At 52.1% G+C, this 23,502-nt stretch carries 24 protein-coding genes; 10 read left to right on the top strand and 14 right to left on the bottom strand.

What is annotated here, in order from left to right:
- Nucleotides 1–86: 86 nt before the first annotated feature.
- Together SIB79_RS10680 and SIB79_RS10685 are read right to left on the bottom strand one after the other, a co-directional pair.
- Entirely contained in the window at nucleotides 87–761 is a 675-nt protein-coding gene (locus SIB79_RS10680; protein ID WP_063404696.1) for a M10 family metallopeptidase C-terminal domain-containing protein, read from the bottom strand.
- Nucleotides 758–2,152 carry a hypothetical protein gene (locus tag SIB79_RS10685; RefSeq protein WP_155724701.1) on the bottom strand — a complete coding sequence of 465 codons (1,395 nt, stop codon included), beginning with the start codon at nucleotides 2,150–2,152 and terminating at the stop codon, nucleotides 758–760. Before SIB79_RS10685 ends, SIB79_RS10680 begins: the two co-directional genes overlap by 4 nt.
- Nucleotides 2,153–2,400: 248 nt before the next feature.
- Between SIB79_RS10685 and SIB79_RS10690 the strand changes: the two genes are divergently transcribed.
- Nucleotides 2,401–2,856, top strand: a complete 456-nt coding sequence (locus tag SIB79_RS10690) for an acyl-CoA thioesterase (protein ID WP_063404691.1) — start codon at nucleotides 2,401–2,403, stop codon at nucleotides 2,854–2,856.
- 156 nt (nucleotides 2,857–3,012) lie between these two features.
- Here SIB79_RS10690 and SIB79_RS10695 read toward each other — a convergent pair whose 3' ends face one another.
- Genes SIB79_RS10695 through menA form a run of 4 tightly spaced genes read right to left on the bottom strand, consistent with a single transcriptional unit; the run spans nucleotide 3,013 to nucleotide 6,473 of the window.
- Nucleotides 3,013–3,291, bottom strand: a complete 279-nt coding sequence (locus SIB79_RS10695; protein WP_063404689.1) for a TM2 domain-containing protein — start codon at nucleotides 3,289–3,291, stop codon at nucleotides 3,013–3,015.
- A 2-nt stretch (nucleotides 3,292–3,293) separates the two neighbouring features.
- Nucleotides 3,294–4,529, bottom strand: coding sequence for an AMP-binding protein (locus SIB79_RS10700; protein ID WP_063404688.1), 1,236 nt, complete (start codon nucleotides 4,527–4,529; stop codon nucleotides 3,294–3,296).
- Nucleotides 4,526–5,494: an o-succinylbenzoate synthase gene (locus SIB79_RS10705; RefSeq protein WP_063404686.1), complete on the bottom strand. Its 969-nt coding sequence runs from the start codon at nucleotides 5,492–5,494 to the stop codon at nucleotides 4,526–4,528. The genes SIB79_RS10700 and SIB79_RS10705 overlap by 4 nt, the downstream gene beginning before the upstream one ends.
- A gap of 4 nt (nucleotides 5,495–5,498) precedes the next feature.
- Nucleotides 5,499–6,473 carry a 2-carboxy-1,4-naphthoquinone phytyltransferase gene (gene menA, locus SIB79_RS10710; protein WP_063404684.1) on the bottom strand — a complete coding sequence of 325 codons (975 nt, stop codon included), beginning with the start codon at nucleotides 6,471–6,473 and terminating at the stop codon, nucleotides 5,499–5,501.
- Between the two features lie 71 nt (nucleotides 6,474–6,544).
- On the opposite strand from menA, the gene SIB79_RS10715 reads away from it, so the two are divergent.
- On the top strand, nucleotides 6,545–7,966 hold the full coding sequence (locus SIB79_RS10715) for an isochorismate synthase MenF (RefSeq protein WP_063404682.1): 1,422 nt from the start codon (nucleotides 6,545–6,547) through the stop codon (nucleotides 7,964–7,966).
- Here the strand turns inward: SIB79_RS10715 and gshB are convergent.
- On the bottom strand, nucleotides 7,930–8,856 hold the full coding sequence (gshB, locus tag SIB79_RS10720; RefSeq protein ID WP_063404680.1) for a glutathione synthase: 927 nt from the start codon (nucleotides 8,854–8,856) through the stop codon (nucleotides 7,930–7,932). The two genes, SIB79_RS10715 and gshB, sit on opposite strands and share 37 nt — an antisense overlap.
- A 4-nt stretch (nucleotides 8,857–8,860) precedes the next feature.
- Entirely contained in the window at nucleotides 8,861–9,124 is a 264-nt protein-coding gene (gene grxC, locus SIB79_RS10725) for a glutaredoxin 3 (RefSeq protein ID WP_074161357.1), read from the bottom strand.
- 80 nt (nucleotides 9,125–9,204) lie between these two features.
- On the opposite strand from grxC, the gene prfB reads away from it, so the two are divergent.
- The 6 genes from prfB to SIB79_RS10755 all read left to right on the top strand — a co-directional run bounded on the left by prfB (nucleotide 9,205) and on the right by SIB79_RS10755 (nucleotide 12,972).
- A protein-coding gene (gene prfB / locus SIB79_RS10730; protein WP_155724700.1) for a peptide chain release factor 2 occupies nucleotides 9,205–10,333 on the top strand; the annotation gives its coding sequence in 2 pieces (ribosomal slippage) (nucleotides 9,205–9,279 and nucleotides 9,281–10,333; 1,128 coding nt in all).
- A gap of 12 nt (nucleotides 10,334–10,345) precedes the next feature.
- Nucleotides 10,346–10,537, top strand: a complete 192-nt coding sequence (locus SIB79_RS10735; protein ID WP_011131429.1) for a DUF3285 domain-containing protein — start codon at nucleotides 10,346–10,348, stop codon at nucleotides 10,535–10,537.
- Nucleotides 10,538–10,544: 7 nt separating this feature from the next.
- Entirely contained in the window at nucleotides 10,545–11,102 is a 558-nt protein-coding gene (ybeY, locus tag SIB79_RS10740; RefSeq protein WP_063404673.1) for an rRNA maturation RNase YbeY, read from the top strand.
- Nucleotides 11,103–11,126: 24 nt separating this feature from the next.
- On the top strand, nucleotides 11,127–11,585 hold the full coding sequence (locus tag SIB79_RS10745) for a diacylglycerol kinase family protein (RefSeq protein ID WP_011131431.1): 459 nt from the start codon (nucleotides 11,127–11,129) through the stop codon (nucleotides 11,583–11,585).
- A 14-nt stretch (nucleotides 11,586–11,599) separates the two neighbouring features.
- Complete coding sequence (locus SIB79_RS10750; protein WP_063404672.1) at nucleotides 11,600–12,208, top strand: anthranilate synthase component II; 609 nt, start codon at nucleotides 11,600–11,602, stop codon at nucleotides 12,206–12,208.
- Nucleotides 12,209–12,234: 26 nt separating this feature from the next.
- On the top strand, nucleotides 12,235–12,972 hold the full coding sequence (locus SIB79_RS10755; RefSeq protein WP_063404670.1) for an MBL fold metallo-hydrolase: 738 nt from the start codon (nucleotides 12,235–12,237) through the stop codon (nucleotides 12,970–12,972).
- A gap of 140 nt (nucleotides 12,973–13,112) precedes the next feature.
- Here SIB79_RS10755 and SIB79_RS10760 read toward each other — a convergent pair whose 3' ends face one another.
- From SIB79_RS10760 to mnmE, 5 genes are all read right to left on the bottom strand, one after another.
- Nucleotides 13,113–14,246: a pyridoxal phosphate-dependent aminotransferase gene (locus tag SIB79_RS10760; RefSeq protein WP_063404668.1), complete on the bottom strand. Its 1,134-nt coding sequence runs from the start codon at nucleotides 14,244–14,246 to the stop codon at nucleotides 13,113–13,115.
- Nucleotides 14,246–16,057 (bottom strand): arginine--tRNA ligase, encoded by a 1,812-nt coding sequence (gene argS, locus SIB79_RS10765; RefSeq protein WP_063405368.1) that lies wholly within the window; start codon nucleotides 16,055–16,057, stop codon nucleotides 14,246–14,248. The genes SIB79_RS10760 and argS overlap by 1 nt, the downstream gene beginning before the upstream one ends.
- 454 nt (nucleotides 16,058–16,511) lie before the next feature.
- The gene (gene nadC / locus SIB79_RS10770; RefSeq protein ID WP_063404666.1) at nucleotides 16,512–17,396 is read right to left on the bottom strand and encodes a carboxylating nicotinate-nucleotide diphosphorylase; all 885 of its coding nucleotides are present in this window, start codon (nucleotides 17,394–17,396) and stop codon (nucleotides 16,512–16,514) included.
- 440 nt (nucleotides 17,397–17,836) lie between these two features.
- On the bottom strand, nucleotides 17,837–19,561 hold the full coding sequence (locus tag SIB79_RS10775) for a TRIC cation channel family protein (protein ID WP_063404662.1): 1,725 nt from the start codon (nucleotides 19,559–19,561) through the stop codon (nucleotides 17,837–17,839).
- Nucleotides 19,562–19,684: 123 nt separating this feature from the next.
- Complete coding sequence (gene mnmE, locus SIB79_RS10780) at nucleotides 19,685–21,097, bottom strand: tRNA uridine-5-carboxymethylaminomethyl(34) synthesis GTPase MnmE (protein WP_155724699.1); 1,413 nt, start codon at nucleotides 21,095–21,097, stop codon at nucleotides 19,685–19,687.
- A gap of 65 nt (nucleotides 21,098–21,162) precedes the next feature.
- Between mnmE and SIB79_RS10785 the strand changes: the two genes are divergently transcribed.
- Nucleotides 21,163–21,666 (top strand): DUF2062 domain-containing protein, encoded by a 504-nt coding sequence (locus SIB79_RS10785; protein ID WP_063404659.1) that lies wholly within the window; start codon nucleotides 21,163–21,165, stop codon nucleotides 21,664–21,666.
- A gap of 357 nt (nucleotides 21,667–22,023) precedes the next feature.
- A complete protein-coding gene (locus SIB79_RS10790) occupies nucleotides 22,024–22,224 on the top strand; it encodes a hypothetical protein (RefSeq protein ID WP_063404657.1) in 201 nt (66 codons plus the stop codon).
- Between the two features lie 403 nt (nucleotides 22,225–22,627).
- Here SIB79_RS10790 and SIB79_RS10795 read toward each other — a convergent pair whose 3' ends face one another.
- A complete protein-coding gene (locus SIB79_RS10795; RefSeq protein ID WP_236072703.1) occupies nucleotides 22,628–23,032 on the bottom strand; it encodes a Paralytic/GBP/PSP peptide in 405 nt (134 codons plus the stop codon).
- Nucleotides 23,033–23,502 lie beyond the last annotated feature (470 nt).

The following is a 23,502-nucleotide window of genomic DNA, read 5'->3' on the forward strand; positions in this document are numbered from 1 at the left end:
TTGGCTCCAGTCAACTAGCATATCAATATAATTTAACTGAAAAATACGTTCTCAATACCAACCTTACAATTAAGGCAAGGCAGAATCTAAACCAAGAAATCAGAAGAAAATGATGTTACACCTGAAAGCTCAATAACCATATCAGGATCAAGGCCTTGATTAAGATTCAATTGCAAGAGACCATCCTCAAACCGCACTTCATCTTGAGAAACACTGAAAGTGTCTGAACCTATATAAACAAGATTCTCCTCAATATTTGAGAGGTGAACAACATCCCCTTCCTCACCATTGAAATCTGTAATCACATCACGTCTATGGTCTGTTTGAGATTCACCCTTGGTATTAAACTGAAAGGTGTCCGCACCCTCACCACCAACCAAAAAATCACTTCCCGAACCGCCAATCAATATATCGTCAAGCATGAGGCCCATTAGAGTTTGGCTACCATTCCCTGCATTTAAAGTATCTTCCACATCATTAGATCCTTCAATAACTTCTGCGTCCCAACTATTGGGTACTTTCTGATCTATCCATGACATCGGCAAAAAGGGTGCTTCATAGATTGAAAGGGTGACAGATTCAGGATCAAAAGGATTAATCTCCTTGGCTGCCGCATTAAGGAAGTCAATAAACTTGTGGTAGTCCAGAGCACTCAAGCCATCAAAAGTTCCACCAAAACTATTCAGGTCTTTCATCGAATCGACTGTTGTACCCGGCTTACTAATATTTTGATCAAGCTCTTTAATCGCCTTCGCGATCAAACTAAACTGTCAGCAGGGACACCTTGGATATCTTGGAGGCGATTAGTCGTACCAACCCTGGCTTGATTGGTACTTGAAAGGTTCTCGATAGAGAATAACGGAACACCACCTTGAGGCGTATCAGGATCACCATTTCTTTGTGTTAAATCTAAAGGTTGATAATAAATCTCGTCTAAATGTGGAGGGCCCCAACCCTTCGTATCTGGATGGAGTTTTGAAGGTGCCCCCCCAGAGGGGTAATCGTGGTCAGAGAACATCCCAGCGAGCAGCTCTGGGAAGTCGCGAAAATAACGATACGGCGTATCAACATTATGAGATGCTAAAACATGTACTGACTTATTATCAAGATCAGGAATTGCAAACCAATTCAAGCTTGTTCCTCCACCCTTGATTAGGCCATTCGGATAATCATTATCAATATTCCCTTTAATGATCTTCCCGGGGTTGTCACCGAGAGCTTCAGTCATAGTGTCTGTAGATAAGAATTGATGCAAGCGAGTATCTCTATCGACGCTAGAATCCATCGCAAAGTCAAACTCATTTGGCTCATATTCCAACTCACCAAACCAGTAATTTTCTGCAAAGGCTTCCATAGACCCACCGCTTGACTCAGCCCAAGCTTCGGTTCGATAATTAACAAAGCCATAGCTATAATGGCCTGCAAACCCTTGTTGACTTGCGTCTTGATCAGTGAATCTTACACTTTCTGGCATATATCGATTCCATAGCCACTTCGTGTAGCCAATTCCAACTGGCTGGCCATTCACTCCCCCATATGGCGTGTCATCTTGATAGGCACCACCACCCTCATGATCAAATTCCATATGAGTAATCTTATTTGCACCGGCAGCATTGTTGATTGCTTGGATGAGTTCAAAACTTTGGCGCATATTATCCTTAGGATGACCAGCTGTTCCATCGCCAATACTTACATTACCAGTTGTATTGCTTGGATCGCTTTTCCAGGGATCCGTAGGATTCACAGTGGTTACAACACCAGCTTCACCCTCACTAGGCAGCTTATCCAACCAATAAGTAACAATCCAAGGAGTGATCTCACCTGTCCCTTTATCTTTTCTCATGCCCGAAGGCGGATTTGGGTTTAAATAGTTATACGTTCCATTACCAGCTGCGTCATCCGTATAATCGTTGATATGAAAATACGAGGTCTTGATCTTACTATTGTTCACGAAATTGAGCAGGTTATTGCAATAGTCTTCAAAGGTCTTCTCGTCAACATTATACCAAGGGAAGCCAAAATTAGTCAGTGAAAGCTTCGGTAAAATTACTGTTGCTTGAGTGGTATCAGTCGAGGTCGACATTTGCAGAATTGTGTTCTTTGCAGGTTTTAGCCTTATGAGCCTTTCTTTGCAGTATTTGTTACGTCTCATTCATTAATACTCTTCAGGACTACCTCTATGGTTAAAAGTTTTGGAATGCTTAAGTAAGACCTAAATTCGCACGAGTTCTTATTAGCAGATTCAAGACCAATTCATTACCAAAGAGGCTTCCCTTCGCGAAGGAACCAACAACACTCAAACTGTTGCATCCGCTACCAATACAATCTTTCGCCATCAACCCATCACAATCCAAATCAAAATCATTGTGGTGGTCTTGCCTAGCAACCACAATCACAGTCATGAATCCAGAAAACTGGTTGTTGATGCGCCGCGTGGTGCGCTTTGGCGATACTGATGCCGCCGGCGTGATGCATTTCCATCAGCTATTCCGCTGGTGTCATGAGTCATGGGAAGAAAGCCTTGAAAGCTACGGACTAAATCCCGCAGAGATCTTTCCTGGCAGCCGCAAGTCTGAAGTCACACCGGAAGTGGCCTTGCCGATCATCCATTGTCAAGCAGATTTCCGCAGGCCGATCCACACCGGAGACGCATTGGCTATGGAGCTACGCCCAGAGAGACTCAATCCAAACAGCTTCCAAGTTCACTTCGAATTCCGCTGCGAAGAGCAAATCGCTGCCCACGCTCTCATCCGCCATCTAGCGATCAACGCCCAGACACGTCATCGCTGTGCACTACCAGAAGGCATTGATCGCTGGCTGGAGGCTTCCGGTGTGGGGAAGATTGGCTCAATCTGACCCACGCCAACGCCCCCAACTGCAGCGGTAAAAAACTTGCCATCAATGCAAAAGGATGAAAGGCATCCTGTGGCATAGACGCGAAGATACTACAACTCATCAGAGCGGACCCTGCAAGCATCAGCCGTTGCAATATGCGCATTGAACTAATACTCATCAGAACCACTCCTTGTCACCATCAAGATAAATATCTTTAAATTCTTGCGGTGTTTGTGTTAAATAAATAATGCCCTCAATTAAACCTATAACTTGCATGACTGCATATGCAATCCCACAAGTAATAGAGCCTCCCGCAAGCGAAACCACCAACATAATCATCGCCGGATTATTCTTGCCTAAGACAAATTTATGAATCCCTAAAGCGCCAAGAAAGATCCCTAGCAAACCCGCGGCTAATTTCTTATTACTAAGCTCAGCATCAGAAAGACTGGCCATAGTCAAAACTCTGTACTTTCCGCTTCTAGCAACCGCAACCATTGCTGCCAATAGCCCCGTTGCCATTTTCCATTGGCCATCGGAGCAAGCATTGGACAAAGCCGCCAATGCATCGGCCGATCGGCAGGCGGCCAATCGGCACAGAGATGGCGTAGTTGCTTGATCAAATCCTCTCCATTCGCCCCAGCAGCAGGACGCACAAGCGCCACCAAGCGTTGCCCCCATTCCCTGTCTTCAACAGCAAGCAGCAACACAGCCTCAACAGGCAAACCAAACGCCGCCACTTGTAAACGGGCCTCCAACTGTTCAGGGAACACCGTTTCACCACCAGAGTGAATCGCTCCATCCAAGCGGCCAGCAATGCTGAGACAAACCCGGTTGCTCTCAGTGATCAAGCAACCAGCATCTCCAGAGGTCCACCAGCCTTGCTGATCGCGAACATCCTCCAAGCCCTCACCCAACCAGCGCGCCAACGCCAACCGCGCTGTTCGAACTTGCAACGCGCCTGCTTGCGTCAACTGCAGCTCCACATCTTCAAGCGGTGATCCACAGCCCGTCGCACCCGCCAGGAAATCCTCAGGAGCAAGCGCTGTCACCATCGCCGCTGTCTCAGTTGCTCCATAGCAGGGTGCCAAGCGCAAGCCTTCGGCACGTGCCGCTTTCATCAACCCTGGCGAAAGCACTGCTCCACCAACCCAAATCACAGCACAAGCCTTCAACACACGCACACCAGCGTTATGCGTCAACAACCGCTGCAGTTGTGTTGGCACCAAAGACATCAAGACCGGTTGCTCTCCCCATCCCGGCAACGAGCCACACAACTGCTCTAAAGCGTCTGGATCCCTCATCAAGCCAGGCTGTAGCCATGCATGCCCAATACGCCAACAACGACTACGCCACCAAGGCATCAAGCCACTAACGTGATGCAACGGCAAAGGATTAAGCACCATGCATTGCTGCAGGTCGTAACCCTGCTGCTGAAGCCATTGACCTGTAGCCGAAGCTGATAAGTCGAGATGGCTACAAGGCTGCAAACAGTGCTGCTGTCCGCCGGAGGTGCCTCCACTTGCGACCACCACACCAGGACCATCAGGCAAAAGAGCCCTAGGGATCAAACCACTCGTACCCACAGGCGGCAGCAGTTGCACCCAATCGCCTTGCTCCAAGGCCTGAGCGAGCTGCAAGGCCCTTTGCTCAACCTGAGCGGGATTGCAACGCAGGGCAACCAACTCCCTCATGCCGCCGCCCAGACCACTTCGGGATCAGCGCTAAATAAAGCCCCCTCAGGGCACCAACCCGGAGCCAGGCCAGGAGCCACTGGTGTAGGGCCCTGATGCTGCAAAGCAGCGAGATGGTGCAGCCAACGCCGACCAATGCCGGTTTCAAAGGCCGTGCTCAACATCCTGTAGCCCACACCCTCCTGCAGCCCCCTCAGCAGAGGTCTGGGATCACCGTCTAAAAGCGGACGCCGCACCTGCCAGCCAGACCATGACTCTCGCAGTGATGGCTCAAGCACAAGCGACTCATCAAGAGCCACGGGAACCTGTTGAGCCAAAGCTCTTAACCCCTCAAGATCACTGGCAGGCAAAGGTTGTTCCAACCATTCCAGCCTCGGATCCTGCAGACATCGCTCCACCCACCAGCTGACCACACTGCGATCCCAACCGCCATTGCCATCAAGCCTGAAGCGCGCATGCTCTGGCAGCCGCTCCAACAATTGCAACAAGAGGCGCCGCTCCAGTGCATCTGGAGCGACCGCCACCTTCCACTTCACAGTGAAGGGATCAGCTGCTGAGGGAACCCTCTCAAGCATGGAATCCAAAGCCTTCAAAAGTGGCTGCCCCGCCGGCAACAACACAGCCGAGGCAGGCGCCGCAAGCCAACCGCCTGTTGCCACAGACCCCACGAGGCCATCCAATTCCGCCAAAGCTGCACCCACACCAAAAGCCAAAGGCGCAGGCCAAAACGCAATTCCATCCTCCAACTCCAAACGCGTTGGGGCCAAGCGCAGCTTGACCAAAAAATCTCCGCAGGCCTTTAAACCAGCCACATCCATCGGAGCCACCTCCCCCCAACCACAACGACCCGCGCAATCCTCCAATCTCAGCAACCAACCCTGACGTTCTTCAACAACCCCCTGAGCCGTCTGCAACACCCGACTCAAACGAAATGAAAACGGTTTGCACTGAAACTTGAGAGCCATCAACTCAACCTGCGCTAGATAGCGCAAAGCCCAAGCAAGGCGCTAGCGCTAGGCCCAAGCTCAACCCCAAGCCATTGAGCGCCTGAAAGCGCAATGCCAAAAACTTGCTGCCACGAATCTTCTCTGGCTGACCATGGTGATGGCGAAGCAAACGGACCAGCGCTGCTCCTGCAGGCAATCCCAAACCACCAAGCAGAGCTGTCAGCGGCCAATCTCCCTGCAGCACAGGGATCCACTCCAGAGCAAACACAAGCGAAAGAATCCAGGGCACCAAAGCCGCCGCACGAGCTGTGCCCAAGCGCACCACAGGCGATCGTTTGCCAAAAGCCGCATCCTCAGCGACTTGATGAAAATGAGAGCAAAAGAGCACCAAGGTTGTCGCCAAGGCCGGACCACTCCCCAGGGTGAACGCCGTTGCCCATGGAATAACTGATCCATCACCGTTGAGCGGTGCTAACGCCAACAAGGCAGCGGCAGTAGCGAAAGGGCCAAAAGCCAACCAACACAGCGGCTCACCGAGGCCTATGTAGCCCCAGCGAAAGGGCGGCCCCTGGTAGAGGTATCCCAAACCACAACTCACCAGCACCAAAAAGAGCACAGCAGCACTACTGCGCAAAGCCAACAGCAACATCAACAACAAACCCAGCACGAGCGCTAAGTGAGCAAAGCGGCGCACAGGTCTCCGCTGACCCAGCAGCGCAACCACCGAATGCAACTTGGTGAAGCTGTCCACGCCGGTATCTGCATCAAAGAGGTCGTTGCTGAGGTTTTCCCAAAGCAAAAGCAGCACAGCCGCAACCAAAAAGCCAAGCAGTTGATCAAGACGCACTGCTTCGCCGGCCCCCACCCGCCAACCAGCCGCCAGCAACGCCGGCATCACTGCCACGGAGTACATCGGCCACTTGATCGCGGCTTTCCAAAGAGCTCGCCTTGTGGAGGCCTTGGCGTAAAGGGATGCAACATCCTGCTGGTCTGGCATGGGAAAGAAGCCTGGAAACCAGGGAAAGGCCCATACATTTGAGCAGCACCCGCGCTCAACTCCGATCCCGGATGAAAGCTGACCGTAGTTTCAGCAACCTTTTAACTGCCGCATCCCGGGGCTGGTGCGAGCGCAAGGGCGATGAAGGTGTCCTCAGCCTGGCCCTGCCTCTCGACGAGGTGGATCCCCTGTACCACCTGCCCTTACTAGCCGATGAGCATCCCTTCCAGTTTCTCTGGGATAGTGCACCAGGCCTTTGCTTTGCAGCAGCTGGTCAGTGCCAAAGCCTTGATCTTGCAGGCCCCAGACGCTTTGAGCTAGCCCAACGATTCAGCGATACAACCCTGGCACGCCTCACAGACGCGACGCCCAACGCCCCTGCCCAGGCTCGAGCCAAAATCCTGCTGGCCTTTTCCTTTTTCGACCATCCCGCAGAACGACAACGCAGCCAGATCCACAACAGTGCTGTTCAAGCAGTGCTGCCGCGCTGGCAACTCAGCCGTCAGGGTCGACACGGTTGGCTGCGTCTCAATGGCGTAATCACCCAGCAAGCAGAAGCGCGGGATCTAGCAGAACAGCTTTGGCTGATGGCGGAAAACCTGCTCGACCCCAATCACAATTCAAAAGATTTCTGGCCCAGCAGCGTCCGCGGCACCACGGAACTCCAGCCCTGGCAGGAGTGTTACAGACCAGCTCTCAAACGCGGACTCGATTTAGTGAGCAGCGGTGAGCTCAACAAATTGGTGCTGGCTGTGCGCCAATCCATTCAGCTCCAAGCACCCTTAAACCCACTGCCAGTACTGGCCAAGCTACGTCAACAACAATCAGGTAGCTGCCGCTTCTTATGGCGAAGAACTCACGAGGATGCCTTCTTTGGAGCTTCGCCTGAACGGCTACTCAGCCTGCAAGGGAATCAGCTACGCACCGACGCTCTGGCCGGCACTGCTGATCGCAATGACAATGGACAGGGCCTACTCCGCTCGGAAAAGGACCGTCGCGAGCATGAACTTGTCGTTGCCTCAATTACCAGTCAGCTGTGCAATCAAGGACTGACACCAAGGCGACCACGGAACCCCCAGCTCGCTCGTCATGGCCAACTGGTGCATCTGCATACACCGATCACAGCCAATGCCATGGGTCATACATCCCTCAATCTCGCCAAAATTCTCCATCCAACACCGGCGGTCGCGGGTCTGCCTTGCCGAGAGGCGATGGCCTGGCTGCGCACATTGGAACCTTTTGAACGTGGCAGCTATGCGGCGCCGATTGGCTGGATCGACAGCCAAGGCGACACGGAACTGCGCGTGGCCATCCGTTGTGGCCACGCCAGAGGTTCAGTGCTTGATCTCACTGCTGGAGCTGGTTTGGTCCGAGGGTCTGTGGTCGAACGCGAATTACAAGAAGTTGGCATGAAGCTGTCTGTACTGGCCGACCAACTCGATCTGAATGCCAAGGATCAACCAAGACTGACCAGCAAACGCGCAATCACTTGATCAGCCAGGGGAACCCCCTTGAGGCGCTCAACCTCTCTAATGCCAGTAGGACTGGTGACATTGATCTCACTCAGCAGGCCATCAATCACATCAATTCCCACAAAAAACAAACCCTGCTCTCTCAAAACGGGTGCCAATTCTGCACAGATCTGCAATTCACGACTGTCTAGCTCTGTGGGTTCAGGGCGACCACCCATGGCAAGGTTGCTACGAAAATCTCCAGCCTTAGGACGACGGTTCACTGCACCAAGAGGCTCTCCATCCACCAACAGGATGCGCTTGTCTCCTTCAATGACAGCCGGCAAAAACCGCTGAACCATCACCGGTAGCTGCTCCTGATCCGTGACCAACTCCAGCAAGGCCTCAAGTCCGGGAGCGGCCCCAGCGACTCGCACCAGCCCCTGACCAGCTCGACCCCCTAAAGGTTTGAGCACCACCTCTTCTTGCTCACGGGCAAAGGCAGCAAGCTCACTGACCCGACTGGCCACAAGCGTGGGAGCCATCAGGTTGTTGAAGCGCAGCGCACCGATCTTTTCATTCCAAGCCCGCAGCGCCGCTGGCCTATTGAGCACGCACACACCAGCCCGCTCTGCCAGCTCGAGCAAATGGGTGGCATAGAGATAGCCCTCATCGACCGGGGGATCCTTACGCATCCAGATGCAGGCGAAGTCCGTTAGAGGAAGGCTGCGGGGCTCACCGGTGCTAATCCAAGGCTCAGCCACCACAGGGATGGCAATCGCAGAGAGCTGATCTCCACGAGCCTGAAGATCAGCGGGTGTACAAGCCCAAACCTCAATTGATGCCCGTTGGGCCGCCTGCATCAACGCAGCTGAGGAATCCTTGGCAGGTTGAATGCACTGCAGGGGATCCAAGACGAACAGCTGTCGCATGGCGTCAGACCTTGCCTTGGAGCAAACCATCAAGTTTTTGAGCCCCCTCAAGGGCATGCAACTCATCGCAGCCACCAATGCTCAGATCATCGATAAAGATCTGGGGCAACGTGTTTTTCCCCCCAGCCCGGCTCGCCATCGCTGCGCGGGCTTGCTGGTCGCCATCGATGGCGTGCTCCTGGTAACTCACCCCTTTGCGATCCAAGAGAGCCTTGGCACGCAGGCAGAATGGGCATGACTGCCAGGTATAGATCTCAACCTTGGCCATGGCACTGTGATGACGTCACTGAGATCCTATGCAAGCTGGCCCCGCTGATAGCGTCAGATCTCTGGACTCAAGCACCAACGTTGCTGGACCTCACCGACTTCAAACGCGATCTTTCTGAGCTCACCGACCGCCTGGGCCAAGCCCAGGACTGTCTTTGACGTTCCTGCTCTAAACGCTCGCCAACAAGATCTCGAGCAACTCGCTGCTCAACCAGATTTCTGGAACGACCAGCAAAACGCCCAGAAGCAGATGCGTCAGCTGGACGAAGTTAAAGCCCAGCTGACGCAAATCACGCTCTGGCGTAGTGCCGTCAATGATGCCCAGGCAACCTTAGAGCTCTACGACCTCGAGCCCGACGACGAGATGCTCAGCGAAGCCCAATCGGGGCTGAAACAGCTGCGCCAAGGGCTTGATCGCTGGGAGCTCGAACGACTACTTAGCGGCGAGTACGACAAGGAAGGCGCCGTGCTCTCAATTAACGCTGGAGCTGGTGGCACAGATGCTCAAGACTGGGCTCAGATGCTGCTCAGGATGTACACCCGCTGGGCAGAGGATCACGACATGAGCGTGACCGTAGACGAGCTTTCCGAAGGGGAAGAGGCAGGAATTAAAAGCGCCACGGTAGAGATTGAAGGCCGCTATGCCTACGGCTACCTGCGTAATGAAAAGGGCACCCACCGCTTGGTGAGAATCTCTCCTTTCAACGCCAATGGCAAGCGCCAAACAAGCTTTGCAGGCGTGGAGATCATGCCAAAAATCGATCAGGAAGTAGAGCTCGATATCCCCGAGAAAGATCTAGAAGTCACCACCAGCCGCTCCGGTGGCGCCGGGGGCCAAAACGTCAACAAGGTGGAGACAGCCGTACGCATTCTGCATATCCCAACAGGCTTAGCGGTGCGCTGTACGCAAGAGCGCTCACAACTACAAAACAAAGAAAAGGCATTGGCTCTACTGAAAGCCAAGCTGATGGTGATCGCACAGGAGCAGCGTGCTGCCGAGATCGCTGACATCCGCGGCGATATCGTTGAAGCTGCCTGGGGCAATCAGATCCGCAACTATGTCTTCCATCCCTACCAAATGGTGAAAGACCTGCGCACAGCAGAAGAAACCACAGACGTGCAAGCGGTGATGAATGGTGATTTAGACCGATTCATTCAGACCCTGCTGCGTCAGGGTGTCGATCGTCCAGGCAGTGATATGGATCACTAAATCAGACATGCAATGACGACAGATCCAAGCTCCAAGGAGCCTCCATCACAAGCAACACCACCGCCAAGCTTCGTGAAACTGGCGATGCGCAACATGGTGCGCAAAGGTGGACAGAGCCTGTGGCACTTCGGCCTCACCGCCTTTGGCGTTGTGGGGTTCATCCTGATGATCGCCTGGCTCGGCAGGCCCACACTTCCCCATTGATGCGCGCATGAGCGCACTGCAAACCTCTCCGATCGATCTCGATCTGGCCTTTCATCCCGCCAACGATGATGCTTTGACGAGCTTGGTTGATGCAGACACAAAGCGCCGCCTCACTAACGCAAGTCCCTGGCAGCAAGACCTCACGGCCTGGATTGAAAGCGTCCGTCGTGACCCAAGCCTGACCTGTCCTGAGATTGTGCGCCTCAGCCCGATGCTCAGCCTGGGCCTTCAACTCACGGATGACGCCACCATCACTGAACTGAATCACGCTTGGCGTCAACGATCTGAAACGACTGACGTCCTCTCCTTCCCAGCACTGGATAACAACCTCGTCCTACCAACAGACACTTGCGTCGAACTGGGCGACATTGTCGTCTCAGTGCAAACAGCACAACGCCAAGCCAAACAACACAGCCATGAACTTGGCCTAGAACTCCGCTGGCTGGTAAGCCATGGCCTCCTGCATCTACTGGGCTGGGACCACCCAACAGATCAGAGCCTGAAAACGATGCTGAACTACCAGGAGCAACTTCTCAGCATCAACGGTAAGGTTCATCACCACTAGTGATGCAAACCAAGAGATCACTACATGCTCCCTCAGACCAACAATTTGTTGTCCGAAGAGATCACACCACTATCCAGCCAAGGGCATCAAGCTGCCCGGCGGGGCGCCTGGCGAATTGCCGCAGACCTACCAAGCAGTTTTCGCTACGCAGCCCAAGGTCTGGCCTATGGCATCGTCAGTCAGCGCAACTTCCGCATCCATGTCGTGATCGGCGCCGTCGTTTTCGGTCTGGGGCTCTGGCTGCAACTGAATCTCAACGATCTAGCCGTCTTGGTTCTCACTGTGGCGGCAGTGCTTGTCTTGGAGTTGCTCAATACATCCATCGAAGCTGTGGTGGACCTAGCAATCGGTCGCCGCTTTCACCCCCTTGCCCGCATCGCCAAAGACACTGCTGCTGCTGCTGTGATGGTTGCCGCCATTAGCTCTCTACTGATTGCCCTGCTGCTGCTGCTCCCTCCTCTACTGATCCGCCTTGGGCTCTGACGCCCTGCAGCCCCATGCTCCTGATTATCGACAACTACGACAGCTTCACCTTCAATCTGGTGCAGTATTTAGGGGAACTGGCCGCAAAGCATCCTGTCGCTGCTGATCTACGGGTTGAGCGCAACGATGCTCTCTGCCTCAGCCAAATCAGGGAGCTACGCCCCGCCGCCATCCTGCTCTCACCTGGTCCGGGCAATCCTGATCAATCCGGAGTTTGCCTGAAGGTGCTGACCGAGCTGGCTCCCACAATCCCCACCCTCGGGGTGTGCTTGGGGCATCAAGCCCTAGCTCAAGCCTACGGAGGGAAGGTGGTGCAAGCTGATGAACTAATGCATGGCAAAACCTCGCCTGTGCTGCACAACGGCGAAGGGCTGTTTAAAGGCTTACCCCTACCACTCACTGCCACCAGATATCACAGCCTGATTGCAGAGCGAGAGAGCCTGCCGGACTGCCTAGAAGTCACAGCATGGCTAGAGGACGGCACAATCATGGGCCTACGTCATCGAACACACCCCCATCTACAAGGAGTGCAGTTCCATCCCGAAAGTGTGCTCACGGAGGCAGGCCATCAACTGCTTACCAACTTTTTGCGTCTGACTGAAGCCAGCGAAAAGCACTGCTAACTTCCAAAACACTCCCGCTTCCACTCATGCCTTCCCTCCTAAAGGTTCTGAGCACCCGTAGCCTTTCTGCAGCTTCAGCTGTGGGTTTAGTCCTGTCCTCAGCCTCCTCGGCCATTGCCGGCGGAGTCACAATTACGAGTTACGGCCACAGTGCTCTACTGATCCAAGGCGGCGGGCAATCGGTGTTGCTCAACCCATTCAAGGCCGTGGGCTGCGCTGCAGGCCTGCGCGAGCCCCGGGTGAATGCCACTGTGATCCTTGCCAGCTCTGAGCTCGCTGATGAAGGAGCTCAAGTCGCTAGTGGTCGCTTTCTCGTGCAACCAGGTTCATACCGCATTGGCGGCTTAAACCTAGAGGGATTTGCGGCTCCCCATGACCGCCTGGGCGGTCGCCGTTTCGGCCAAGCCACCCTCTGGCGCTGGCAACAAGGCGGCCTGCAATTTGCTCACCTTGGCGGCAGCGCTGCCTCGTTATCGGGAGAAGACAAAGTTCTGCTTGGACGTCCCGACGTCTTGATCATCGGCGTAGGGGGTGGCGCCAAGGTCTATGACGGCGCTGAAGCAGCACAAGTCGTCAATGCACTCAATCCACGCCGAGTCATCCCAGTGCAATACGTGAGTGGTGCAGCGCCAAGCAACTGTGATCAAACAGGGGTGCAACCATTCCTTGATGCGATGGCAGGTACACCGGTCAGGCAGACAGGAACGACCATCAGCCTGCCGAGCGATCTGGGTGATGGCCCCGTCATTGAGGTGATGCGCTGAGAGATCAGCAAAAAACCAGCTCAATCATCTTGGAGCTAAAAGATCCTTTGGGCTAGGCATGCATTGAAGCCCGTAATTATGACTCCAAAAGCAATTCAAATGCTGCATCAGGCATTTGCTGCTGCTGATCATGGGCGGGACTAAACAGACTCGATCACCGCAAAGTTCTCCCAGAATTGCTGCATTTGCTCAATCGAGCCGATGCTGACCCGCAAGGATCCATCAATCAGCGGTTTGCCAGTCATCAGCCGAACCAAGATGCCCCGCTTGCGTAAAGCTGCTTCCACCTCTGCTGGTTGCTGCTGCGGCCAGATCAACAGGTAATTCCCTCCATCGAGGTGGTAAGTCAAACCAGAGGCTTCAAGACGAGCGCTAATCCAATCACGCGCCTTCAACACATCAGCCACGTAGGCATCCACGTAAGCCTGATCATCAAGAGCCGCGAAAGCTGCTGTTACCGCAAAGCTATTGATGTCATAAGGCCCAGTCACACGACTGACGCGATCGATCACATCAGCAGAGCCGATCGCAAACCCCATACGAAGACCAGCCAAACCTGCGGTTTTGGCCAGCGAACGCAACACCAACAGATTCGGGGTAACACTGAAATCTGCTTGCGGCAAAACGCTATCACCCGTGAACGCCTCATAAAGCTCATCAACAACCACCAAACTTTCAGGCGCTGCAACAGCCAGCTCCAGGATCTGCTCAGGCGCCAGGCGAGTACCAGTGGGGTTGTTGGGATTGCAAAGCAACAGCAATCTCGGCCGCTTCTCTTGCAAAAGCGTGCCGATCACCTGCAGAGGGAAGCGAAAATCGCTGCCTTCATAGGGAATAGCCAGAATCTCCATCCCCTGCATCTGGGCGCAGGGCGTGTAGTAGCCAAAGGTAGGGCTCGTTGTCAGTAAGCGATCACCACGATCGCCATAGGCATGAAAGATGGCGTGAATCGCTGCATCAACGCCGTTAAATAAGCCAATCTGGCTAGGACTAAGTGGCTGGGTCAGCCCTGGTCGGCCCCGATCACGATTGCTCAAATTGGCCGCCACCGCTTCTCGCAACCCGTCGTACTCCGGATAAACGGCGATCTGATCAGCAGGAATCGCTCGCAACGCCTCAAGTACACGAGGGCTAGGGCCGATCGTATTTTCATTGAAATCAAGGCGCAGCAATCCACGCCGACCCTCAAGCGGAGCGCTATAGGCCTTCAGACACTCCACTTCCAACCGAGGAGCGGGGGCACCAGAACTCATTCGTGCAGGTGAAGACCCCATCACATCCGCTCCAGCGTGGGAATACCCAACAACGACAGCCCTAGTTTTAGGGTATCTGCCGTGAGCCGGCAGAGCGCTAGGCGACAGCTACGAGATGGTTGCTCAGCTTTCAACACCGGCACCTGATCGTAAAAGCGATTAAACACCTGGCTAAGCTCAAACAGATAGGTGCAGAGACGATTGGGTAACAACTCCTCCTCAACTTCGGCGATCACTGCATCAAACTTGAGTAACTCCCGCACTAAAGCCCATTCCTGAGTTTCACTGAACTGAAGCTCAGCCGTAGTGACATCAAGATCGCCCCCCTTGCGCGCAATACCGGCGATACGAACAACGGCATAAAGCAGATAGGGAGCTGTATTGCCCTGCAGAGCAAGCATGCGATCAAAACTGAACTGGTAGTTGGTGATTCGGTTCTGGCTGAGATCGGCATACTTCACTGCTGCCAGCCCCACCGTGATGGCCACCTGCTCAATAAAAGATTCATCTTCATCCCGACCCTCCTCCTGCAGCCGGCGGCGCAGATCAGACTCAGCGCGCTCGACAGCCTCATCGAGTAACTCGCGCAGACGAACAGTGTCTCCAGCACGCGTTTTGAGCTTCTTGCCATCTTCCCCCTGAACCAACCCAAAAGGCACGTGCTGTAGACGACCAGCATCAGGGATCCAACCTGCGCGATTCGCCACCTGGAACACGCCAGCGAAATGATTGGCCTGGCCAGCATCGGTCACGTAAATCACACGCCGAGCGCCATCACCTTGGGGAGGAGCCGCAAAGCGATAGCGCATGGCTGCCAGATCGGTGGTGGCGTAATTGAAGCCACCATCACTCTTCTGAACAATCACAGGCAGAGGTTTGCCGTCCTTACCCGTAACACCCTCAAGGAAGACACACTGAGCGCCGTCATCGCTAACGAGCAAACTGGAGACATTTAGATCCTCAACGACGCTCTCGAGATAGGGGTTATAAAACGATTCACCGCGCTCGTTGAGACGAACATCAAGCCGATCGTAGATCTTTTGAAATTCACGGCGCGACTGATCACATAGCAAACTCCAAGCCTTCAAGGCAAGAGGATCACCCCCTTGCAATTTCACCACCTCCTCACGGGAGGTGGTCTGAAAAGCCTCGTCGTCATCAAAGCGTTGCTTCGCCTGGCGATAAAACACCACAAGATCGCCAAGATCAACAGCATCAGCTGTGTCAAGAGCCTCTGGTGCCACTTGCTTCAAGTGGGTAATCAACATCCCAAACTGCGTACCCCAATCGCCTACATGGTTAAGACGCAGCACGGGGTGTCCACGAAACTCCAACACCCGAGCAAGGGAATCGCCAATGATCGTGGAACGCAAGTGACCCACATGCATCTCCTTGGCGATGTTGGGGCTGGAGAAATCCACCACCACTGGAGTGGGCTGTTGCCCATCGTTATCGGCCTCCACCAGCGGCACGCCCAGACGAGCATCAGCCAGCCTTGCCTGCACTTCAGCAGCCAGGCATTCGGGCCGGACGGTGAGATTAATGAAACCTGGCCCAGCAATTTCTGGTGCCAAGCAAATGGCATTGAATGCCGTATCAACCATCAGCTGGTCGACAATCGCTGCAGCAATTTGACGCGGAGGCTGCTTGAGCGGCTTAGCGAGGGGCAATGCAGCATTGGCCTGAAAATCACCAAATTCAGGCTTGCTGGCTGGGGCCAATTGTGGATCCAAGCCAGTGCCACTCACACGTGCTGAGGCTGCGGCTTCAGGGAAGGCACGGTCGATCGCCGCACGCAGTTGACTCTCCAGAGCGTGGGCAAGGCTGAGCATGAACTCCGAGGCGAAATGGGCCTGCAATCACCCTGATCATCACTGACCACGATGCCGGGAACCAGCAAGCCTGCTTCAGCACTGTTCTCAAGCGACCACCATTAACAATGGGGGCTGATCTTTTAACGGTGAAAGGGCAGCAGGAATAGCTTGTATAGCTATTCCGGAGAGCATTCTTCTCCGTCTAGGTTCTCGACTAAATAGGCGGCTCAATAAAAGCTGGATAGCTAGATGCAGTGCACTGATCATTTCGTTCTCCTGATCCGCTCTCAGATTCTCGTTTATTCACTTGTTTTCCCTTGCTGATGATTGTGTACTGATGCCATCAGCTCATGGCTCGAGCAAAACGCTTACTACCATCTGGCTGCAGTTTTCATATCACGCTGCGCTGCACTTGAAGCAGTCGTTTGATTGGCATGAAGGTTGGCTTAAAGCCGAACAACCTCAATAACAATTAAGCAGGCTTCGTTGGTTCAAACCGCATGCTGATATCAAGCCAGGAACTGCGTGTCACCGGAGAACTCGTCGAGATCAAATCAATCCCCGTTGCCGCGTAGGCATGCAACTGGCCAGGGTCCACACCAGACGCCTCCAAAACCACAGCCCCTTCGGCTCTCTGCTCTGCCAATAAACGCAAACGAGGCACCAAGTCTTGCAACTGAGCAGGGGAAAATTCATCCAACAGCACACCATTGGCTCCAGCCCGAATCGCCTCATCAGCCTGTTCGGCAGTTTCAGCTTCAACGATCACTTGAGCTGGCCATGGTGCGTTTGTACGAACAGCGGCGACAGCTGCAGCCATGCCGCCAGCCCAAGCCAAATGGTTCTCCTTGAGCATGGCGGCATCATCCAAACCACAACGGTGATTGACTCCCCCGCCACAGCGAACGGCATACTTCTCCAACACGCGTAGCCCAGGAGTGGTCTTACGGGTGTCAGCCAAGCGCACAGACGACCCACGCAACTGATCCACGAGCGCGGCAGTTGCGGTTGCCACGCCAGACAATCGCATCGCCAAATTCAGTGCTGTGCGCTCAACAGCCGCCAACGCTGAGGCCTGCCCCACAAGCCGCAGTAAGTCTTGGCCAACTGAAACTGAAGCCCCTTCACTGACGAGAAGCTGCACCCTGGCCTTTGGATCAAGCGCATGCAGGAATGGCTCAACGAACACTCCACCACAAAACAGACCATCGGCTTTCGCTCGCCAACACGCACGACCATGACAACCACGCAAAGCAGGAGCGGTGAGATCACCACGACCAAGATCTTCTGACAACCAGCTCTCAAGCCTGCTGCGCAGTTCTGGAGTCAAGGTCAGCGAAGGTGCCGGCGATGCCATGGGCAATACAAATAGCCAAGAGCGGCCAACAGAATGGAATTAATCCATGATCGCGTCTGACCATTGAGATTGACAGCCAGCAAACAAAACCTTGATGCAAAGAAAAGGCTAGTCAAAAGATTCCCTGACATCATTCAAGAAATCGACAACCAAAACGCCTACTTGACAATATCGTTACCACATAAATCTCTACCAAACCAATCAACGTATAGGGAGAGGAAGGAAGCATCAATTAGAATCGGAATCTACAGCCCCTCCACCAATGGTCGACAAGGCTCTCCGCTTGGCAAGCCAATGGGCCTAGGCACAACTGCCCTGCAAGGCAACAACTGTGAAGTCACTCCGCCACAAACCCTCATCCAGCAAAGCATCAAATAGGCGATTAAGAGAAGGAGCGACCAGGTCCACCACAACTGATAATTGATTAAAAAGACTTAGCTTTAAATAAAGATCCTTGGCTGTATAGAGTTAACCTTAAATCTAATCAAGAGTAGCCTGCCAATAAAAACGAATAACCATGTCATCACAAGTGTGGATGGAACCATTAAATAACTGGTTTCATGTAAGTCAGATAATCGCAATCCCATGAACATTACAATTGCTCCAACTACTGCTATTTCCTCATAAACTTCACCTTTAAATGTTCGCGGCTCTTTGCCTGTGACAATATCAAGAAGAGTGCCACCTCCTGCACATGTCAAGGCAGCACAAATTGCCATCCACCACCACTCCAAGCCTGCCTGAATAGCGACACCGCATCCAATAATAGTAAAGGTTGCCAAGCCTATCGAGTCAAATACATTCAGGATATTTCTAAATAATGGTGATTGCGTTGCAAGCTTGTTTCCAGCAAGAGAAAAGCACAAAACCCCAATCAGCATAACAAAAAATACTATTAGTATGTAAGAACCATCTTTAAAGATGAACGGAGGTGATCGCATTCCACCAATCAACAAATCTCGTAATGTCCCCCCGCCAACAGCAGGAAGAAAGCAAAGAATGAAACAACCCCATATGTCATAACGACGTTTAAATGCTTGTAATAAGCCAGAGAGAGCAAATGATGCTGTTCCGATAAAATCAAGACAGACAAATGCACGTGATTTAACGATTTCATTAAAACGATGTCTACTAGCAGGACCTAGCGGTCCGAATTTCCCTTGAGATATCCGTGAATTAAGCCATACCTTAAAGGTCCAAGCTCCTTTGCCTGAATTTGTAATACCATTAATGTCTCCAATACCATTACCAACAATATGAATACTTTTATCGAACTCACTAAGGCTTAACATGCCAAAACTATGGTCTGTCTCAATTAGCTTAAGTACCTCTGTCAACATCTGCCTTTGATGAATAGTATCACTTGAACCCATATATCGTCTTGTTATTGCGACTGCCTCATTTGGGAAATGCTCTGCATAAGACCAACCTTTCTGCATTGAGGCAAGGAGCAATGCAAATTTCTTACACTTCACGGGATCCTTCAGGTCATTCGCACGTACATACAATCCATCCTCCAAAAAACCATCTGCACGACTGCTCCCAAAGCGAAGAGCAAAGAAATCCTTCTGGCCATGTTTTGATCTTAAGATGGTCAAAAACTCGTTATATGTCATAGCTGTAGCGCAATCGACGTTTCCAGCCAGCAAATCCTCTGCATTTGGTCGTTGATCAACTAATTGAATATCAGAAAGGTCTAAACCATTACTACTGAGCCAGTAGCCCACATCAAATTGATCTCCTAGAAACCATGTTCCAATTTTTTTTCCAGCAATATCACTGACGCTTCCAACTCCAGAATCCTCACGACAAACCAACATTGTGCCTGGCTTTTTTAATATCTGAGCAATATTCACAATCTCAGCACCATTTCTCCTCATTTCCAATGCATGCGATAGCCATCCATAGGCAACATCACTTTGTTTATCCAATAAGCTAGAAAGGGGATTTATACCTGGGCCGCCAGGCTTGATTGTCACATTGATATCATTGTCTTTGAAGAATCCTAATTCTTCTGCTACATATATTCCAGCAAATTGCGCCTGGTGAGACCACTCCAACTGAAGACGAATTGGATCATCATCTATGTTATGATCCCTTACAATTAGGCCATGCCTTGAGAAAGGCAATATGGCCAATAAAGCGCAGGCAAAAGCAGCCAGCAAAAGTACTGCACTTCGCTTAAAACGTGTTGAAGTTAAAATTTTCAACTTGCCTAAGTACAAACATAATCACCTCCGCAGAATAAACAATAAAATATCGCCTCACATTTCATCCGCATGACTGCCCTACTTGCCAATACAAAAACGCGAAAAGATTCGATCAAGCACAGCTTCTGTGATCTCCTCGCCAGTAATTTCCCCCAAACTGCTGATCGCTTGCCGCAGATCAATGGTCCAGAAATCCCAGGGCAACTTGTGCTCTGCAGCTTCCTGACTACGGTCCAAGGCCATAGCCGCGGCGAGGGCTAAGTCACGCTGACGTTGATTGAGAGCAACCACCAACCCTTGCGCTTCGCTGGCCCCACAAGTCTTCAAAACAGCCTCAATCAAGGCCTCTTCTCCTTGCCCAGTGAGTGCGCTCAACATCACATCCGGGGTCTTGGCATCAACCTCATTGCTCAGCGAATCAACCATCAGCGAAGCAGCCATCGAGGCAGGCTGAAGATCAGCTTTATTACCCACAAGAAGCGTTGGCAGATCATCTGGGATCTGAGCGAGCAACGCCGCATCATCGTGTGTCCATCCCAGGCTGAGATCAAACACCAACACCGCCACATCAGCTGCAGCGAGAGCCTGATGACTACGATCTATCCCAAGTTGCTCCAGCGCATCTTTGGTGGCGCGAATGCCTGCGGTGTCAACCAAGGTGATCGGCACACCCTCCAGCACAATCTCGCTCTCCAAGACATCCCTGGTCGTACCAGGAAGATCTGTCACGATCGCCCGTTCCCGGCGGCTGAGGCGATTCAACAGGGAGCTCTTACCAACATTGGGGCGGCCAACCAGAGCCACCTGTAGCCCCTGGCGCAGCACATCACCACGCTTGGCATCTTCAACAAGCTGTTCGAGCTCTCGCCGCACGCACTGCAACTCAATCAACAGCTCAGCACCATCGAGCGGGGGAAGATCCTCCTCAAAATCAACCCTGGCCTCCAGCTCACTGAGCTGATCCAACAACCTTTCCCGCAGGGAGGTGATGCGGCGCTGAATGCCTCCATCGACTCCCGTCATCGCCAACTGGGCTGCTCGACGACTACGCGCCGCCACAAGTTCACTGATCGCCTCAGCCTGGGTGAGGTCAAGCCGGCCGTTGAGCACCGCCCGCTGGCTGAACTCTCCAGGCAATGCCCGGCTCACATGCGGCTGAGCCAACACACGCTCAAGCACCCGCTGAACAGCCATCAATCCACCATGACAGTGGATCTCCACAACATCCTCGCCAGTGAAACTGCGTGGCCCCTTCATCAGCAACACAAGAACTTCATCGATCCGTTCCTTGCCGCTCTCATCCATCACATGGCCATACAACACACGATGACTAACCCAAAGTTGTTGCCCCGGGATCGACACCACAGATCGCCCAACAACCTCAGCCGCTGGCCCAGAAAGCCGCACCACAGCAATACCCCCTTGCCCTGGTGCGACCGCCGTTGCCACTGCGGCAATCGTTTGTTGATGGGGGATAGGAGAAGACATCATCACTGGCACCTTCAGCCCTTCCTACGATCAAAGCCACCCTGCAGCACCATTGCTTCGGTCTGGCCATGATCCAGCAAACCCTCCAGGGCATCAGCAGGCGACTGCGCCGCTGGCTTGTTTGGCTCTGGCAGCAAGAAGGAACGCCAGGGCAACGGGCGCGAGGGATCGCAGCAGGAGTGTTCAGTGGCTGCTTCCCTTTCTTCGGTTTACAGACACTGCTCGGCATCGCCTTGGCCAGTGTGGTGCGCGGCAACCATGTACTTGCTGCCATAGGCACCTGGATCAGTAACCCGATCACCTATTTGCCGCTCTATTGGTTCAACTATCAAGTTGGCTGTTCCCTACTTGGCCAAGGGCAAAATGCCTTTGACCTCACTCAACTCAATGGCCAAGACATGTGGGCCCAAGGCTGGGCCTTCAGCACTCGCCTTTTACTGGGATCAAGCTTGGTAGGAGCACTCGCAGCTCTATTAACAAGCTTTGTTGTCTATGGATTGGTCAAAGGGCCAGCAAAAGCAAAATCGCGACAGCGGTTTTATCGCAGGCGAAACCAAAGTAAACATGACTAAATAGAAATTAGCCTACTGAAATTAAAGACTGCTTAACCATACATCCATCGCCGCAAAATCTTGGCAGCATGCCCATTCTTCGTTGCTCTTTGGTGTTATTAATTGCATCACTTGCAGGGAATGGAGAAAATATTGACGCCATAGGAGTTATTCTCATAGCCATGAAAGTATAGTCCATGAATATCAACCCTTACAAGCCTAAGGTATATACCCCTGACTGCCAAATCGCGGGCAGCAAAAAGTCTTTAGTGTTACTCATAGCCAAACTTTAAATAACTCAAAATTCTTTTTCTTTATGAATTTTGTCAATGGTCTGCAGCGTTCTAGGGCTAGCTTATCGTCTTGCTAATCACTTCATTGAAACGAAAGCCTTCACTACCCCCGAGACTGATACGCCGTGCACTTCTTCTCGATGTGGTGCTGGCGTTGGTCTTCCTCAGCCTCTCTTTATTTGCCGAAGAACAGGTCTGGCGTTTGATCTGGGGTTGCGGCGCCTTGCTCGCAGTAGTCGACGCCCTTGTGGCCAATCGATTCCTTGATGAAGAAGACCTGGACTGAGGAAAATAACTACAATTTTCTGCATTTAAGCTCTTCCTTTATAATATCTCTATCGAGACAAGCTTATTTTTTATAAAATCTGGACTTTAATAGAAAAGTCACAAGTGTGCAAAAAATCAGTTCGATGATAACCTCAACTCCTGGACCAGTAAAAGGCAACAGAATTGATGCTAATTCGAGCATTAACGCAATTATGGCAATACAACTTACAACGATATAGACACTAAAAAAATCAACCCCCAGGAGATAGGCCTGGAAGGCGAAAGAGTCAATCCCTTCAATACTTGCATTAGTCGGGCATAGATAAATTTGGCCAAAGACCTTAGGCCATCGATTAGGTGTAGGTATTTTCTTTGTAGTCGTTGCTTGATTTTCATCCTAGCAAAGACAAACTTCTCTAATGCTAGCGATCTATCAACAGTGATGCAGTATTGAATTCATTGTATTCACCATCAGTCCAGCTGTATGCGACATCCGAATCCACCTGCTTCACCTTCATGCTCTTACGATCTGTCTTGAGCACCTGTCCCCTAGCCCTGAAATTTCCTTTCATTCCATCCTTATTGACCTGAACATATATTGCTCCTACTTCAAAGCCTCTATCACTGCAAAATATTTCATCAAAACAAGTATGTACAGTAACTGCATACTCATCAGATACAAAGCCAGCCCCAGCAGCATAAGTATTTGAACATCTCCAACTGCCACCCGTGATCAAACCTGACTTTGCACCAGAGGCTAAATTTTCATTCCATCCAATAGCCTCAAAGGCTGCACAACCAGTTTCAGCCCTTACGGGAAGCGTCAAGCCGGCACAGCAGAGCGACACCACTGCTCCGAACATAGCCCGGGGTAAGAGTTGAAATGTGTTCAGATGTAGGGGCAAGAGCAGTATTGGCTACCTATAGAGGCTCCGATAACCAAGATAAGCCAAACCTGTGGACGAAGGTTACCGTTACCCAAATCAAGAAATATGGCAGGCATACCATACCCTGCGATCAATCGTTCAAAACCTTTAACCGGGCTAATCACCTCTTTATTAGCAGATAACACAGTTCTATTGACTGCTGATCGCGCATGACGGAAGAAATTGGTTTAAGAATTATCGTTTTGAAAGTAATCAAATCATTTTGACTGTATACAGGTGATTTGATCACTTTAGTGCCTCAGCAGTGATCAGTCATCAAGATCACAGCTGAGGACTCTCGCTTCACTCAGGTTACTTAGGAGGTCATCAAGGATCGAATTGATTGAATAAAAGTAGCAAGTGTCGTAATA

This window comes from Prochlorococcus sp. MIT 1342 (assembly GCF_047304495.1).
Taxonomy (GTDB): Bacteria; Cyanobacteriota; Cyanobacteriia; order PCC-6307; family Cyanobiaceae; genus Prochlorococcus; species Prochlorococcus marinus_D.